Origin of the sequence: Halobacillus amylolyticus (assembly GCF_022921115.1) — a bacterium.
Lineage (GTDB): Bacteria > Bacillota > Bacilli > Bacillales > Halobacillaceae > Halobacillus_A > Halobacillus_A amylolyticus.
In genome coordinates this window covers 317,962-332,114 of record NZ_CP095075.1, presented here as the reverse complement: position 1 = coordinate 332,114, position 14,153 = coordinate 317,962, and the positions used below count along the sequence as shown (strand labels likewise).

Sequence of the window (14,153 nt, the reverse complement as noted above, 5' to 3'; positions counted from 1 at the left end):
TCCTCTCCATAAAGAAAAGCTTTCTGATAGATCCAGAAAGCTTTTCTTATGTGCTTATTTTTTTTCAGCCAGCCATTGTGCCAGCTTAGCTGCCTGTTCACCTGTGTACAGACCTGGAGGCATTTGTGAACCTTTACCATTTATAATGATGTCTTGAATTTCTTCAGCAGAGTAACGACTCCCTACTTCCTGAAGGGCCGGGCCTACTCCCCCACTTAAATCTCCACCATGACAGCTCGCACATTTAGCCTGGAACATCTCTTCCGGACTCGCACTTGCTGTCTCCTCTTGTTGCTCTCCACCATTTTCTTCTGCATCTTGTATTGCCTGTTTTTGGTTTACACCAATTGATGATATGACAATCATAGCTAGAATTCCCATAACGGCAATAATTGCAAAAGGAATCACAGGGTTTCTCTTCATAGCTTGCATCCTCCTTATGTATTCCCTTTTTAGTGTAACAAATTATCTATCAGACTATACTTATTTTACTTGAAAACGTCTACTTAGAAAAGGGATAACGTGTGAAAACTTTATAAAACAATGACAAAGTCAAGTAATAACAGTTCAATAAAGCTTTGCAATAGTTAAATGACTCTACTTCCCACGCCAGTCTAAATGCTATAAACAGTTAATAGGAATGAGATAAGCAACCCTAGAACTAATGACAGCTGCCTTAATATCGGGTGGGTTTGACTTAAAGGTTTGCTTGCTCCTAAAATAATGAATACAAATGTCGACAAAAGCCCTGTTTGCAATATGAAGCTGACTTCAGTAAAATAAATGACAAGAAATGAAAGGGCTAACAAAACTAGGATGCCTGTTATATAAAGGTAAGTCAGCCTGTTCCCTTTAGGTTATGTTGCTTTGTTCGTCTAACCAAGACACTGTCTTCTTTTGTATATAAAGCAGGGAGAAAGTCGCAGTACTCATCGCCAATAACCGATTTTGCTTCCAACAGTGAATCTCTTTACGTACTACCCTATCACTCTGGATAACGGAGTTATAAAAGAAGGGATCCACACACTAAACGGTTTTAGCTGAGGGATCCCTCACTCGATATACAAAAGACTTTATTCCATGAAATCTTTTAAGCGTTTGCTTCTGCTAGGGTGTCTTAGCTTGCGAAGTGCTTTTGCTTCTATTTGACGGATACGTTCTCTCGTTACACCGAAAACTTTTCCAACCTCTTCAAGAGTACGTGTACGGCCATCATCTAATCCGAAGCGAAGACGGAGCACATTTTCTTCTCGGTCAGTTAACGTATCTAACACGTCTTCCAATTGCTCTTTAAGCAATTCATAGGCAGCGTGATCAGACGGTGAAGTTGCTTCCTGATCTTCAATGAAATCACCGAGATGGGAATCATCCTCTTCCCCAATAGGTGTTTCAAGTGAGACAGGCTCTTGGGCAATTTTTAGGATTTCACGGACTTTATCTGGAGTAAGTTCCATATCCTGTGCAATTTCTTCCGGAGTTGGTTCACGTCCTAAGTCTTGCAGCAGTTGGCGCTGTACACGAATCAATTTATTGATGGTTTCAACCATGTGCACTGGAATTCTGATTGTACGTGCCTGGTCAGCTATTGCACGAGTAATGGCTTGTCTAATCCACCATGTCGCATACGTACTAAATTTGTAACCTTTACGATAATCAAATTTTTCAACAGCTTTTATTAAACCCATGTTGCCTTCCTGTATTAAGTCCAGGAACAACATTCCTCGACCTACATACCTTTTAGCAATACTGACGACTAAACGTAAGTTAGCTTCAGCTAAATCGCGCTTTGCCTCTTCATCGCCCTCTTCTATTCGTTGAGCTAAGCTGATTTCATCCTTTGCTGATAAAAGGTTCACTCGGCCGATTTCTTTAAGGTACATGCGAACAGGATCGTTTATTTTCACTCCTGGCGGTACACTTAAATCATTCAGGTTAAACTCTTCCTCTTTATTTAACTGCTGCATGCTCGGATCCCGGTCAGAATCACCAATGACCTCAACACCTTGTTCATTCAGGTGCTCATAGTATTCATCCATTTGATCTGAGTCTAACTCAAAGCTCGAAAGTTTCTCTGCCACTTCTTCGTAGGCCAGAACCCCTCGCTTTTTACCCATTTCAAGCAATTGCTCTTTTGCCTGTTCCAGGGTCAATTCGCTTTCATTTTCTTTAGAACGTGATGGCTGTTGTTGCTTATCTGCCATGAGTCCCCCTCCTTCCGACTATCCTATACCAGTTTAATGAGTATTTTTCAACTCTTGTTTACGCCTCAAGATTTCCATTGCAATTTCAGCCGCTTTTATCGGTTCATCGTGTTGTTCAGCACGTTTAAGCTCTGTCTCTAAACCTTTAATATCGACTCGATTACTACTTTCTGATCGAATACGATGAATATAATCTTCAATCTCCTTATCTGAAACTTCTTCCTCTGAAGAAGGAGACATGGCTAAATGAATGATAAGATTTCTTAGGGATTGATCTTCAATTCGCTCTACAAATTGACTAATATCAGATTCATGACCGTCTTCATAATATGCATAGAGATGCGTGACAATGACTTGATGGTCAGAAATATTGAACGATCCCCCTAATTCTTCTTGAACTTTATCAGCAATGATAGGGTTTTTCAACATATATGCTATCAGCTTTCTCTCCGCATTATGAAAGGCTGGAAGAAGTTTATGGTCAACGAAATTTTGCTTTGTGGGATTAGTATGTCGCCTCTCGGACATGCTATCCTTATTCGTCTTCCGATACCTATGCTGCTCGACTTCTTCTTTAAGTGTAACGATCGACATCTGAAATTCTTCTGCTAATTCGTTTAAATAGTGCTCTCTTTCAATTGCTCGGTCTAACTGAGCAACCTCCTGTAATACATTTTCGATATAAGTGATCCGATCTCCTTCTAATTGAAGATTAAAGCCACGCCTTAAATAACGGATTATAAAGGAAGTATAAGGATCACTTGCATCTAACACCTCACGCTTAAAGCGCTCCCCACCATATTCTTTAATAAAATCATCAGGGTCCATCCCGTTTGGCAACCGTGCTACATTTGTTTGACAACCCGTTTTTTTTAGTAATTTTGCGGCTTTCACAGCCGCCTCTATCCCGGCATTGTCTCCATCGTAGCAAATGATTACTTTATCAGCATAACGCTTAATAAGCTGTGCTTGAATATCCGAGACTGATGTTCCCATTGTACCTATACCATTTGGGATGCCTGCTTGGTCAGCCGAAATCACATCCGCATAGCCCTCAAACAAAATGATTGTATTTTGTTTGCGAATCGATGCTCGCGCCAGATCAAAGTTATATAAGAGACGTCCCTTGTGAAATAAATCAGTTTCAGGGCTGTTCAAATACTTAGGCTCGAATGAACCTGTGGCCCGTCCGGCAAATGCAACGGTTTTACCAAGATGATTGCGGAGTGGGAACATGATCCTGCCTCTAAAACGATCAAAATATTCACCTTGCTCGTTTGTGTTCAAGAGACCCGCTTTCACCATTGTTTGTGGGTGAAAACCTTTTTTTTCCAAAAATGTAACAACGAAATCATTTGAGCTAGGAGAATAACCTAGTCGATGACGGATGATTGTCTCCTCAGTGAATCCACGTTCAAGTAAATATTGATAAGCCTCTTGACCTTCTTTGGAGTTTCGCAATAAATGGTGATAAAGCTTCGATAACCATTCGTGTGCATCCAATATACTTTGTGACTCAGGATCCCGTTCTCTTTTTTGTTCTTCATTGTACTGCTCTGGTAAGGAATGTCCTGTCTGATCAGCCACCCGCTTAACTGCTTGAAGGAAGCCGAACCCTTCTATTTCCATTAGAAATGAATAGACGTTCCCTCCCTTTCCACATCCAAAGCAATGAAAAATTTGCTTATCACCAGATACGGAAAAGGAAGGAGTACTTTCCCCATGAAAGGGGCAAAGTCCGAAGAAGTTCCTGCCCTGCTTTTTTAGTTGGACATATTCACCTACGACATCTACTATATCCACTGACTTACGAATTTCATCTACTTTTTCATCTGGAATGTGTCCTGCCATATTCATCACCATACTACAAAAATTATTGGGGACAATTTATCTAAAACCTCCATGATTCAACAGCATCTTTTAAGAACTAGTGTGAAATTTCACGACCATGGTTCGAAATGCCCTCGGCCCCTTCCACTTTCTCTTACATTTCTTCGTTTGCTGCCTGAGGTATTTCTGGTTCATAATTTCGTCTGCGTCCCCCTCTGATACTAGTTTACCTCTAGGAGTAATGACATAAACCCCCTGAGCAGTAAGCAATACAGCTAATGGACAAATCCTGGGTGATCACAGTATCATTTTTCCCACAGCATTTATAATATAAGATCGACAGCTTGTGACCCATGATCAAGGAAATCCGGTCTTCTTCTGTTTGATCGGTTTTGTAATGATTAACGGTTGCAATGAATGTGGGTGTGACGCTCGCTGACTTGCTTACAAGCGTGCACGATTTCTTCTTGTACTGAACAGCTGTCCGCGTCCATCTAAACACTCGGCTTTTGTTTTAGCATAATTCAATAATTCTACAATAAACGAAAGAATCCTGCCCAATTCTTAATGTTTTATTATTCTGAAAGTAATTAAAGTTCCTATCATTTTTTCACAAATAATAATTATAATACATTTATACATTAAAATCTATACATTTTTATACCTATTTTTTATTAGTGGGACCTCACTCTCTCATATCATGCGAGTTGTCTCAAAGAGATTGCTTGGTTATTTCCCAACAAAAGCCGCACTAAAAAACAGCGCGACTTCTGTCAAATGAATACTATTGTAGTGAACCATTTCTTAATTTATTCACAATTACATTTGCGGTTTCTTCCACAGCCTTATTGGAAACATCAATCACATGGCAGCCGATTTTTCCTACCACATTGTCAAAGTGTTCAATCTCCTGATGAATTCGATCCATATTGGCGTAGCTTGCCTGTTCTCCCAACCCGAGTGACTTCAACCGTTCCTTTCGAATATCATTTAACTTTTGGGGACTAATCCTAAGTCCAATACATTTACTTGGATCAACCCTGAATAATTCTTCCGGCGGCTCCACTTCAGGAACAATCGGCACGTTAGCAACTTTCAAACGTTTATGGGCCAAATACTGCGATAACGGTGTTTTCGAAGTACGAGATACACCGATTAAGATAATATCTGCTTTTGATATCCCGCGCGCATCTCTACCATCATCGTACTTAACGGCAAACTCGATTGCTTCCACACGTTTGAAATAGTCCTCATCAAGTTTATGAACAAGTCCGGGTTCCAGTCTTGGTTCTGTTTTGAAAAACCGCTGCATGGCATCCATCATCGGTCCCATGATATCGATACATTCAATATTTTCCTGCTTGGCTCTCTCTAAAAGGTGTTGTCTATATTCTGGTGCTACTAAAGTAAAGCCAATCAATGCCTCATGCTCTTTCGCTTGAGCAATCGTTTCATTAATTGTGCCTTTATCCTCAACGTATGGAATACGCTGGACATCAAACGGACCATCGTCAAATTGGCTGAGGGCTGCCTTTACAACTAGCTCAGCCGTCTCCCCTACAGAATCAGATAGGATATAAATGCATGGCTTCTTCATCTGTCATCCTCCATTTCATAGGAGTTGCTTATAAGTGTTGATCTCGTGCAAGCTCCACTAAAGCTTTCGTAATACTTGTTTTGGTTAACCGCCCGACAACCTCAAAACCTTGATCGTTAGGCTTAACGACAGGCAGTCCATCAATTTGCTTTTCAATTAGTTTTTGAGCAGCATCTAGAAGCAGGTCGTCTCTTTTACAGATTGATATATTAGGCATTCTTGTCATAATAATATGGACTGGAATTGATGTTAGATCCTGGTTACCGATGCTCGCTCGGAGCAAATCTTTCCTTGAGAGAACACCGACTAGCAGTGATTGATCATTGGTAACAAACAATGTTCCGACGTCCTCAAGAAACATCGTGCAAATCGCATCATAGGCTGATACATCTTCTTCAACCACTATGGGCAAAGCTTGATATTCATGTACCTTGAACTTTTTAAGCTTTTCGGTTAAAAGCTCTGATCCCGTCTTTCCAGTAAAAAAGTAGCCTACCCGCGGCCGAGCATCTAAAAATCCAGCCATCGTTAAGATAGCTAAATCAGGCCGCAATGTGGCGCGTGTAAGGCTTAGATGATCAGCTATATTTTCACCTGTAATCGGACCGTTGTCTTTAACAATTTGGATAATTTGTTCTTGACGGTTGGATAGATCCATTCCTTCACCACCCTAATCACTGACTGTGACATACTATTTATCTATTATAACACATTATTAGGAGTAGAAGGCCGTTAAAACTGCTGTTTCCATTGAACGGCGTTGAAATCAGCAAACAAAGTGATATCCCGAGAAATTAGGTTTAACAATCCTAAACGATTCACCTTCACGTTTTCATCTTCCGCCATGACCATGGTATCGTCGAAAAATGAATGGATAGGTTCAGTGAGTTCTGACAATTTACGTAAGGCTTTCTCTGGTTGTTGTTCTTTTATTAATTTCAGATAATCTTCATGAATACGCTGATAAACCTTACTTAGTTCAGCTTCTGAATTATTTTCAAAAAGATCTGGATCCACGTCATATGTGTTTGCTTTTTTTGCTAAGTTTAGTACACGTCCTAATGCTTCCTGAGTTGATTTGAAATTAGGATCCTGACGTTTATCAGCTAAGATTTTTGCTTTCTCTAAGGCTACAGGGTAGACATGAATCCCATCTGCTAGCACCGCTTCTACCACATCTGATGCAACATCCCCATCCCTTAACAAATAGGAAGCGCGGACTTTGAAGAATTCCTGAACATCGTGCCTCACATCGGTTTCGCTCCGTGAAGCAAGATTAAGCTCAGCGTATAGGTTATGAACAATGTTTAACAGTTCCTCTACTTCAATAGACCAATTATTTTTCTTTAAAATTTGCAAGACACCTAGTGCTTGACGTCTTAAACCATAAGGGTCTTGGGAACCAGTCGGGATAATTCCGATTGCGATGGAGCCAATAATTGTATCTAATTTATCGGCAATGCTGACAATGGAACCGGCCGTTGTAATCGGCAGATCGCCGCCTGCTTGGGTCGGCAGATAATGTTCCCTTATCGCCACAGCAACTGCTTCCTCTTCGCCGAATAAACGAGCATACTTCTCTCCCATAATTCCTTGGAGCTCGGAAAACTCATCAACCATATGTGTGACCAAATCAAACTTACAAAGCTGGGCAGCTCTTAAGGTGCTGCTTGTTTCTGCTTTAGATAATGTAAGCAGCGAACTTATTTTATCGGAAATGGTTTTGACTCGATCAACTTTGTCAGCTAATGTACCCAGTTCTTCTTGGTATACCATTCTTTCGAGCTTAGCCAGTTTTTGTTCAAGTGTTCCCTTTTGATCCTCTTTATAGAAGAATTGGGCATCAGAAAGGCGAGCCTTTAACACCTTCTCATTCCCTCTCGATACTGTATCGAGATATTCATCATTGCCGTTACGGACAGCAACAAAATAAGGCAACAGACTTCCATCCTTTGATCGAACAGGAAAATAGCGCTGGTGTTCCTTCATCGATGTAATCAGGGCTTCTTCAGGAACTTCAAGAAACTCCTCACTAAATGAACCGCTGAAAACAGTAGGATATTCAACTAAGTGGTTCACCTCATTGAGAAGTTCTTCATCTTTTATAATAGTCCATTCCTTCGCTTTCTCAAGCTCATTTAGCTGATTAACTATTACCTGCTTCCGTTTGTCTTTTTCAGCAAGGACATATTCTTGATCCATAACCGTTTCATACTCATCTGCTTCAGCAACCGTCGCTTTATCTCCTAAGAAGCGGTGACCGTACGTGGTTTTCCCTGTTGTAACATTTTCAATAGCAAAAGGAATAACCGTTTCACCATATAAAGCAACGATCCAACGAATTGGTCGGATGAATCGTAAGTCATAACTTCCCCATCTCATATTCTTTGGAAAATTCAAGCTTAACAATACGTCTTTAAAACCTGTTAACAGCTCAAGTGAAGATTCACCTTTAATAAATTTGTTCACATGCACATATTCGATACCTTTGATCTCTTTAAAGTAAATGTCATCAACTGTCTGACCCTGTCCTTTAGAAAAGCCAATTGCTGCTTTAGACCAATTTCCTTCCTCATCTAACGCAATTTTTTTAGCTGGGCCTTTCGCTTCCTCTTCTATATCAGGTTGTTGCTCTGCCACTTCCGAAATGCTGACAGCTAGCCGCCTTGGTGTCGCATATCCCTTTATTGTCCCAAAAGGAATCCGATTTTCTTTGAACCAGGTTTCTGTGTTGTTTGTTAATTGGTTTAAGGCCTCATCAATAAATCTTGCAGGCATTTCTTCCATTCCAAGCTCGAATAAAACTGTTTTACTCATGACTTCCTTCCCCCCTTTAACATTGGAAAGCCTAGTTTTTCTCTTTCCTCGACGTACGTTTTAGCGATTTTACGTGCTAAGTTTCTAACTCTTGAAATATATCCTGTTCGTTCTGTCACAGAAATAACGCCTTTCGCATCTAACAGGTTAAAGGTGTGAGAACATTTTAATACATAATCGTAAGCAGGAAAGACGAGTCCAGCTTCCATGATGCGTTTAGCTTCTTTTTCATAAGTTGAAAAGAGGCCAAAGAGCATGTCATCATCTGATTGTTCAAATGTATAAACAGAATGTTCATATTCAGGCTGTGTGTAAATATCTCCAACGGTTACGCCATCCGTCCACTCTAACTCGAAGACATTTTCTTTATCTTGAATATATGAAGCCAGACGCTCCAGACCATAGGTGATTTCTGCTGATACTGGACGTGCTTCCAATCCGCCAATTTGCTGGAAATAGGTGAACTGGGTAATTTCCATCCCATCAAGCCATACTTCCCATCCGAGTCCTGCTGCGCCTAATGTTGGGTTTTCCCAATTGTCTTCAACGAAACGGATATCATGTTTCGCCGGATCAATGCCTAACGCTTTTAATGAATCCAAATACAGTTCTTGAATATTGTCAGGTGACGGCTTCATAATCACTTGAAATTGATGATGCTGATAAAGACGGTTAGGGTTCTGGCCATACCTTCCATCTGCTGGTCTCCTTGAGGGCTCAACATAAGCGACATTCCAGGGTTCAGGACCTAAGCTTCTCAGCAAAGTCATCGGCGACATTGTACCTGCACCCTTCTCGGTATCGTAGGCTTGCATAAGCAGGCAACCCTCTTTCGACCAATGGTTTTGTAATGTTTGGATCATTGTTTGAATGTTCAAATTTACGTACCTCCTCATTCATATGGACATGTGCCCTGAATAGTTGTAAACACTAGACTCAGATGTGCTATCGAAACATAAAGAAACCCCGTCCCTATGCCATCTGACATAGGGACGGGGTTTCCGCGGTTCCACCCTACTTGCCTGCTTTTGAATACCAAATGCAAGCCGCTTTGTAACGATCTTTGCTCCAGAATGCCTTCGCTGAGTTACACTACCTGACTTTCACCATCACAGGTTCGCTTCCAATGTGTAAGGCGTCAACTACTACTTTCCTTCATAGCAACAGTTTATTTAGTAATGAAATTATACTGAATCCTCGTTCGTTTGTCAATCATTTAAAAAGATCCAATTGTTTAAGGAATTTTTTTGACTTAAGGAAATAGCCACCATAACGATCATAATATTCATCTAGAAGCCGGCGCAGCTTCTTTTTATTCTCCTCTTTCATTGATATTTGCCCTAGTCTCCTTACATCCATATGTAGAAATACACGCAGCAAATGCGCTAAAGGGTCTGGTAAACCATAGGCTTCTGGGTCTAACTGTTTACAGCGATTGCACAGTAAGCCGCCTTCTCTGATAGAAAAGGAGAACGGTCCTTGATCATTGCCGCAACCCATACAACCATTCACACTCGGAGCAAAGCCGCCTTTTTTATACAGTTTTAACTCATACATCATGGAGAGAATTTCTGGATCCTTTCCTTCAGCCATCCATATCAATGATTGTAATAATTGTTCATAAATAAAGGGATCAGGCTGTTTCTCTTCAATTAACTTGTCGGTTAATTCAGCCATGTAAGAAGCATACGCGGTTTGAACAATATCTTCGCGTATAGACCGAAGAGAGGTCGTTACTTCTCCTTGGCTTAAAGAGCCTAAACCTGATCCAATGTGTATTAAGTAATGACCGTGAATAAAGGGCTGAGTCACGGAGGTCATCCGACTCTTCGGCTTTTTAGCTCCTCGAGCCATGACCCCGATTTTCCCCTTTTCTCTAGTCATTAGTGTAACGATCTTATGCGTTTCCCCGTAGTCTCTCGTTCGAATGACAATGCCTTCTACTTTTTCTAACAAAGCATTCACCTGCTCTTGTTATTGCCCGTCGTTTTCCTCAACCTGCCCTGTCCCAGTTGAAACATATTCCTGTTCTGATGATTCGCCATTCATTTCCAGTTCCTTCATTAGCAAATAGGTTTCTATGTTTCCTGTTTGTCTAAACACATTCCAAGACATATCATGCACAAGAAACACCGCCTTTCGTATTATCGTAAATAAAGAAATGTCATCACATACTTAGGTTGCTTCATATGAGAAAAACGATAAGGCTTAATATTTTCCAAATCTAATATTCATCTTCATTATAGCCGAAATCACTGAGCTGAACTTGACGGTTCCGCCAATCTTTTTGTACTTTAACCCAAAGCTCTAAATACACCCGGCTTCCTAACAACGACTCTATATCTTTGCGAGCCCGTTGTCCAACCTCTTTCAGCATGCTTCCTTGTTTACCGATAATAATCCCTTTTTGAGATTTACGCTCAACAATAATGGCCGCCTGGACATAAACGGCGTTAGAATCTTTTCTAGGTTCTATACTCTCTATAACTACAGCAATCGAATGTGGGATCTCTTCACGTGTTAAGTGCAGTACTTTTTCTCTAATAAACTCACTAATAATAAATCGTTCAGGGTGATCTGTAATTTGATCTTCTGGATAAAACTGCGGTCCTTCGGGAAGATGCTCCTTAACCACATGAAGCAAGTGATTAACATTGCTCCCTTCCAGTGCAGAAATCGGAATAATCTCTTCAAAATCAAACTTCTCACGGTATTGGTCTATAAGCGGAAGCAGTTGATCAGGATGAACACGATCTATTTTATTGACGACTAAAAAGACTGGCTTGTCCACACGTTGCAGCCGCTCGATAATAAACTGATCACCACGACCAAACCCCTCTTCAGCATTTATCATAAACATAATCGTATCCACTTCGTTTAACGTACTTTCAGCAACATTAACCATATAATCCCCAAGCTTATGCTTCGGCTTGTGAATACCCGGTGTGTCGATAAACACTAGCTGTGCATCTTTTTCCGTCAGCACACCTTGTATTTTATTTCTTGTTGTTTGAGGTTTGTCACTCATAATCGCGATTTTTTCACCTATAACATGATTCATAAATGTTGACTTCCCAACATTCGGGCGTCCTATGATTGCAACGAAACCTGACTTAAATTGATCTTCCATAATTGTTCCTCCATAAAAACATCATTCTTTTATTACATTAACAACATCAGCTTCGGCAGAAAAATACACATGCCGATCAGAATAGAAGCTATAGCCGCGATTAACACCGCTGCTGCAGCCATATCCTTAATGATACGTGCTGACGGATGTTGCTCTGGTGCTAAATAGTCGATAACTCTCTCAATACTTGAATTAATGACCTCAAGTGTCAGAACTAGAGCAATGATGGTAATCAGAACCGCCCATTCGATCCATGAGATCGGGAGCCATACTCCCATTAGGCAGGCAAGACCAGCAATAAAGAGATGGATTCGAAAATTTCTTTCCGTTAGAAAGATTTCCTTCAGCCCATTTTTCGCAAACCGTAAGCCTATGAACTTCCTCCGTTTACGTCCGCTTGAGGCCATACTCATGTAAGATTTCCTCTTGCCTTGCGAACATTTCTTTTTCATCCGCTTCATCTATATGATCATAGCCGAGTAAATGTAAAAATCCATGTAGAGCTAAAAATCCTAACTCTCTCTCTAGCGAATGTCCATAATCTTCCGCCTGTTCTTTTGCTTTATCTACAGAGACAACAATATCACCGAGCATCGTAGGCAATTCTTCGTTTTGTACTTCGATTTCCCCTTCGCCTAACTCTTGCATGGCGAAAGAGATCACATCTGTAGGTTGATCCTTTTGCCTGTAATTACGGTTTAACTCCTGAATATCATCATTGCCTACAAATGATATAGAAACCTCAGACTCAGCTGGTACCTTCTCTTTCCCTGCTGCAAATTCAATCACCCTTTGAATAAGGTCAATATACGCTTCGTCTACTGATTCAGTTTCATCTTGAAAATCGATCTCAATCATTTATTTATCCTCCTTTACTAACGATTTCTGATCAGGATATTGGATCCGAGAATAAAAATGCCTTGTTAGGTTTTACAAAGCGTTTTCTATTGTGCTTAGCTTATTTTCTATTCCTCAAGTTGCCCATCCAGCAGCCTGTCCTCAATAATTGAATGCTCTTTCTAATTTCTTCAGTGGTATTAAGTAAAATGACAGCGGCTTCCACCTACAAAAAATAGCATTTTCAAATAATTCTACCCCATTATTGGGAGGATTAATAATAATCGTAGCACTTTGTTCGGTTTTTAGGAAATTGTGTGGATTCCTTCATTCGGCTTCCATAGGACGAACAGGGCTCGCACTATTGCCTTCGTATGCTGTGCCGTGTAGGATTTGTACGCTGTTACGTTCGCTTTAAAGCGTGGAGCTTGGTTCTGTTTCACGAAGAATTTTGTATGAATCAGCAAGGTAATTTGAGGGAGGATTGAAGGAAATGCTTGCGACTTCTTTCAGCCAAATGAGTTTTTTCAATTGGGTTAATTGAGACGAGCATATATGGTATGCCAATCCCTTCCCTTTTTCTTGGTACGTTTCTTTCCAAATAGCCTTATAAACATCGGGCCATCGATACAGAAAGAAGCCACACCTTGTCCGAAGGCGATTCATCCCCACCCATTTATGGAGCTTTGCCTTGACATCCTTAGGAGGGAGAGTTCTCACCTGCAAAACTTACCTCCTATCAAATTCACATAAGAAATAAGACCCGCTTACCGGGTCTTAAGATGGGTCATTCTCGTATGCATCAATAATTCTTTGGACAAGTGGGTGCCTCACTACATCTGTTTGGTCCAAATGAATAAACGCAGATCCTTTCACTTTACCAAGCTTTTGCTCGGCAACTTTAAGGCCTGATGTTACTCCTTTTGGAAGGTCTACTTGGGTAATATCACCTGTGATAATCATTTTCGAGCCAAAGCCAAGACGTGTTAAAAACATTTTCATTTGCTCAGGAGTCGTATTTTGTGCTTCATCTAGGATAGCGAAGGCATCATCGAGGGTTCGCCCTCTCATATAGGCAAGAGGAGCAATTTCAATTGTTCCTCTGTCAATTAACCTTGCTGTATGTTCTGCTCCAAATACATCGTGTAGCGAGTCATATAACGGACGTAGATACGGGTCCACCTTCTCCTTTAAATCTCCTGGCAGGAAACCTAAGCTTTCTCCGGCCTCCACAGCTGGCCGTGTGAGGATAATTCTTTTCACATCTCCATTTTTGAGAGCGTTGACAGCCATTACAACGGCTAAATACGTTTTCCCGGTACCAGCCGGACCGATTCCAAATACAAGATCATGATTTTTTATCGCAGAGACATACCTTCGTTGACCGAGGGTTTTAACTCGAACAGACTTCCCTTTAGCATTTTTTGTGATTTCGTCCTCGAAAAGAGCTTCAAACTGATTGATTTTACCTTTTTTAGCAAGATCAACAGCATAGACGATATCACGTTCAGTAATCGATAATCCTTTACGGATAACCGCTAAAACGGCTAGTAAGATGTCTTCAACTAATTGAACATGTTCTGCCTCGCCAGAAACATTAACTCGTTCACCGCGTGAAATAATAGACACTTTTAATTGTTCTTCAATTTGCTTTAAATTTCTATCTTCTGTACCGAACAGGGCCAATGCTTCTGTCGGGTTATTTAATTGGATATCTATTGTTTTTAAGTTTCCTTGCATA

The 14,153-nt window shown here is 40.7% G+C and carries 14 protein-coding genes; all 14 read right to left on the bottom strand.

The features are described 5' to 3' along the window. Nucleotides 1–54: 54 nt before the first annotated feature. On the bottom strand, nucleotides 55–423 hold the full coding sequence (cccA, locus tag MUO15_RS01745; protein ID WP_245033004.1) for a cytochrome c550: 369 nt from the start codon (nucleotides 421–423) through the stop codon (nucleotides 55–57). Nucleotides 424–1,073: 650 nt separating this feature from the next. After that, complete coding sequence (gene rpoD, locus MUO15_RS01740) at nucleotides 1,074–2,201, bottom strand: RNA polymerase sigma factor RpoD (RefSeq protein ID WP_245033002.1); 1,128 nt, start codon at nucleotides 2,199–2,201, stop codon at nucleotides 1,074–1,076. Nucleotides 2,202–2,234: 33 nt separating this feature from the next. Continuing rightward, the gene (gene dnaG / locus MUO15_RS01735) at nucleotides 2,235–4,052 is read right to left on the bottom strand and encodes a DNA primase (RefSeq protein WP_245033000.1); all 1,818 of its coding nucleotides are present in this window, start codon (nucleotides 4,050–4,052) and stop codon (nucleotides 2,235–2,237) included. 69 nt (nucleotides 4,053–4,121) lie between these two features. Then, nucleotides 4,122–4,301, bottom strand: coding sequence for a hypothetical protein (locus MUO15_RS22050; protein ID WP_396266308.1), 180 nt, complete (start codon nucleotides 4,299–4,301; stop codon nucleotides 4,122–4,124). 514 nt (nucleotides 4,302–4,815) lie between these two features. After that, complete coding sequence (locus tag MUO15_RS01730) at nucleotides 4,816–5,628, bottom strand: pyruvate, water dikinase regulatory protein (RefSeq protein WP_245032998.1); 813 nt, start codon at nucleotides 5,626–5,628, stop codon at nucleotides 4,816–4,818. A 28-nt stretch (nucleotides 5,629–5,656) separates the two neighbouring features. Further along, nucleotides 5,657–6,286: a transcriptional regulator CcpN gene (locus MUO15_RS01725; RefSeq protein WP_245032996.1), complete on the bottom strand. Its 630-nt coding sequence runs from the start codon at nucleotides 6,284–6,286 to the stop codon at nucleotides 5,657–5,659. 74 nt (nucleotides 6,287–6,360) lie between these two features. Beyond that, on the bottom strand, nucleotides 6,361–8,445 hold the full coding sequence (gene glyS, locus MUO15_RS01720) for a glycine--tRNA ligase subunit beta (RefSeq protein WP_245032994.1): 2,085 nt from the start codon (nucleotides 8,443–8,445) through the stop codon (nucleotides 6,361–6,363). Further along, nucleotides 8,442–9,323 (bottom strand): glycine--tRNA ligase subunit alpha, encoded by an 882-nt coding sequence (gene glyQ / locus MUO15_RS01715; protein WP_245032992.1) that lies wholly within the window; start codon nucleotides 9,321–9,323, stop codon nucleotides 8,442–8,444. Before glyQ ends, glyS begins: the two co-directional genes overlap by 4 nt. A gap of 334 nt (nucleotides 9,324–9,657) precedes the next feature. Continuing rightward, nucleotides 9,658–10,401, bottom strand: a complete 744-nt coding sequence (recO, locus tag MUO15_RS01710; protein WP_245032990.1) for a DNA repair protein RecO — start codon at nucleotides 10,399–10,401, stop codon at nucleotides 9,658–9,660. Nucleotides 10,402–10,419: 18 nt separating this feature from the next. Further along, a complete protein-coding gene (locus MUO15_RS01705) occupies nucleotides 10,420–10,560 on the bottom strand; it encodes a YqzL family protein (protein WP_396266339.1) in 141 nt (46 codons plus the stop codon). Nucleotides 10,561–10,669: 109 nt separating this feature from the next. Continuing rightward, nucleotides 10,670–11,575, bottom strand: a complete 906-nt coding sequence (gene era / locus MUO15_RS01700; protein WP_245032986.1) for a GTPase Era — start codon at nucleotides 11,573–11,575, stop codon at nucleotides 10,670–10,672. A 32-nt stretch (nucleotides 11,576–11,607) separates the two neighbouring features. Beyond that, nucleotides 11,608–11,988 carry a diacylglycerol kinase family protein gene (locus MUO15_RS01695; RefSeq protein ID WP_245032984.1) on the bottom strand — a complete coding sequence of 127 codons (381 nt, stop codon included), beginning with the start codon at nucleotides 11,986–11,988 and terminating at the stop codon, nucleotides 11,608–11,610. Next, a complete protein-coding gene (gene ybeY, locus MUO15_RS01690; RefSeq protein ID WP_245032982.1) occupies nucleotides 11,963–12,433 on the bottom strand; it encodes an rRNA maturation RNase YbeY in 471 nt (156 codons plus the stop codon). Before ybeY ends, MUO15_RS01695 begins: the two co-directional genes overlap by 26 nt. 756 nt (nucleotides 12,434–13,189) lie before the next feature. Then, entirely contained in the window at nucleotides 13,190–14,152 is a 963-nt protein-coding gene (locus tag MUO15_RS01685; RefSeq protein ID WP_245032980.1) for a PhoH family protein, read from the bottom strand. Nucleotide 14,153: the final 1 nt, after the last annotated feature.

What these genes read in the sequence shown, in the direction of transcription:
- cccA (WP_245033004.1), bottom strand. Translation starts at nt 423, where the DNA reads ATGAAGAGAAACCCTGTGATTCCTTTTGCAATTATTGCCGTTATGGGA.
- rpoD (WP_245033002.1), bottom strand. Translation starts at nt 2,201, where the DNA reads ATGGCAGATAAGCAACAACAGCCATCACGTTCTAAAGAAAATGAAAGC.
- dnaG (WP_245033000.1), bottom strand. Translation starts at nt 4,052, where the DNA reads ATGGCAGGACACATTCCAGATGAAAAAGTAGATGAAATTCGTAAGTCA.
- MUO15_RS01730 (WP_245032998.1), bottom strand. Translation starts at nt 5,628, where the DNA reads ATGAAGAAGCCATGCATTTATATCCTATCTGATTCTGTAGGGGAGACG.
- MUO15_RS01725 (WP_245032996.1), bottom strand. Translation starts at nt 6,286, where the DNA reads ATGGATCTATCCAACCGTCAAGAACAAATTATCCAAATTGTTAAAGAC.
- glyS (WP_245032994.1), bottom strand. Translation starts at nt 8,445, where the DNA reads ATGAGTAAAACAGTTTTATTCGAGCTTGGAATGGAAGAAATGCCTGCA.
- MUO15_RS01705 (WP_396266339.1), bottom strand. Translation starts at nt 10,560, where the DNA reads ATGTCTTGGAATGTGTTTAGACAAACAGGAAACATAGAAACCTATTTG.
- era (WP_245032986.1), bottom strand. Translation starts at nt 11,575, where the DNA reads ATGGAAGATCAATTTAAGTCAGGTTTCGTTGCAATCATAGGACGCCCG.
- MUO15_RS01695 (WP_245032984.1), bottom strand. Translation starts at nt 11,988, where the DNA reads ATGAGTATGGCCTCAAGCGGACGTAAACGGAGGAAGTTCATAGGCTTA.
- ybeY (WP_245032982.1), bottom strand. Translation starts at nt 12,433, where the DNA reads ATGATTGAGATCGATTTTCAAGATGAAACTGAATCAGTAGACGAAGCG.
- MUO15_RS01685 (WP_245032980.1), bottom strand. Translation starts at nt 14,152, where the DNA reads ATGCAAGGAAACTTAAAAACAATAGATATCCAATTAAATAACCCGACA.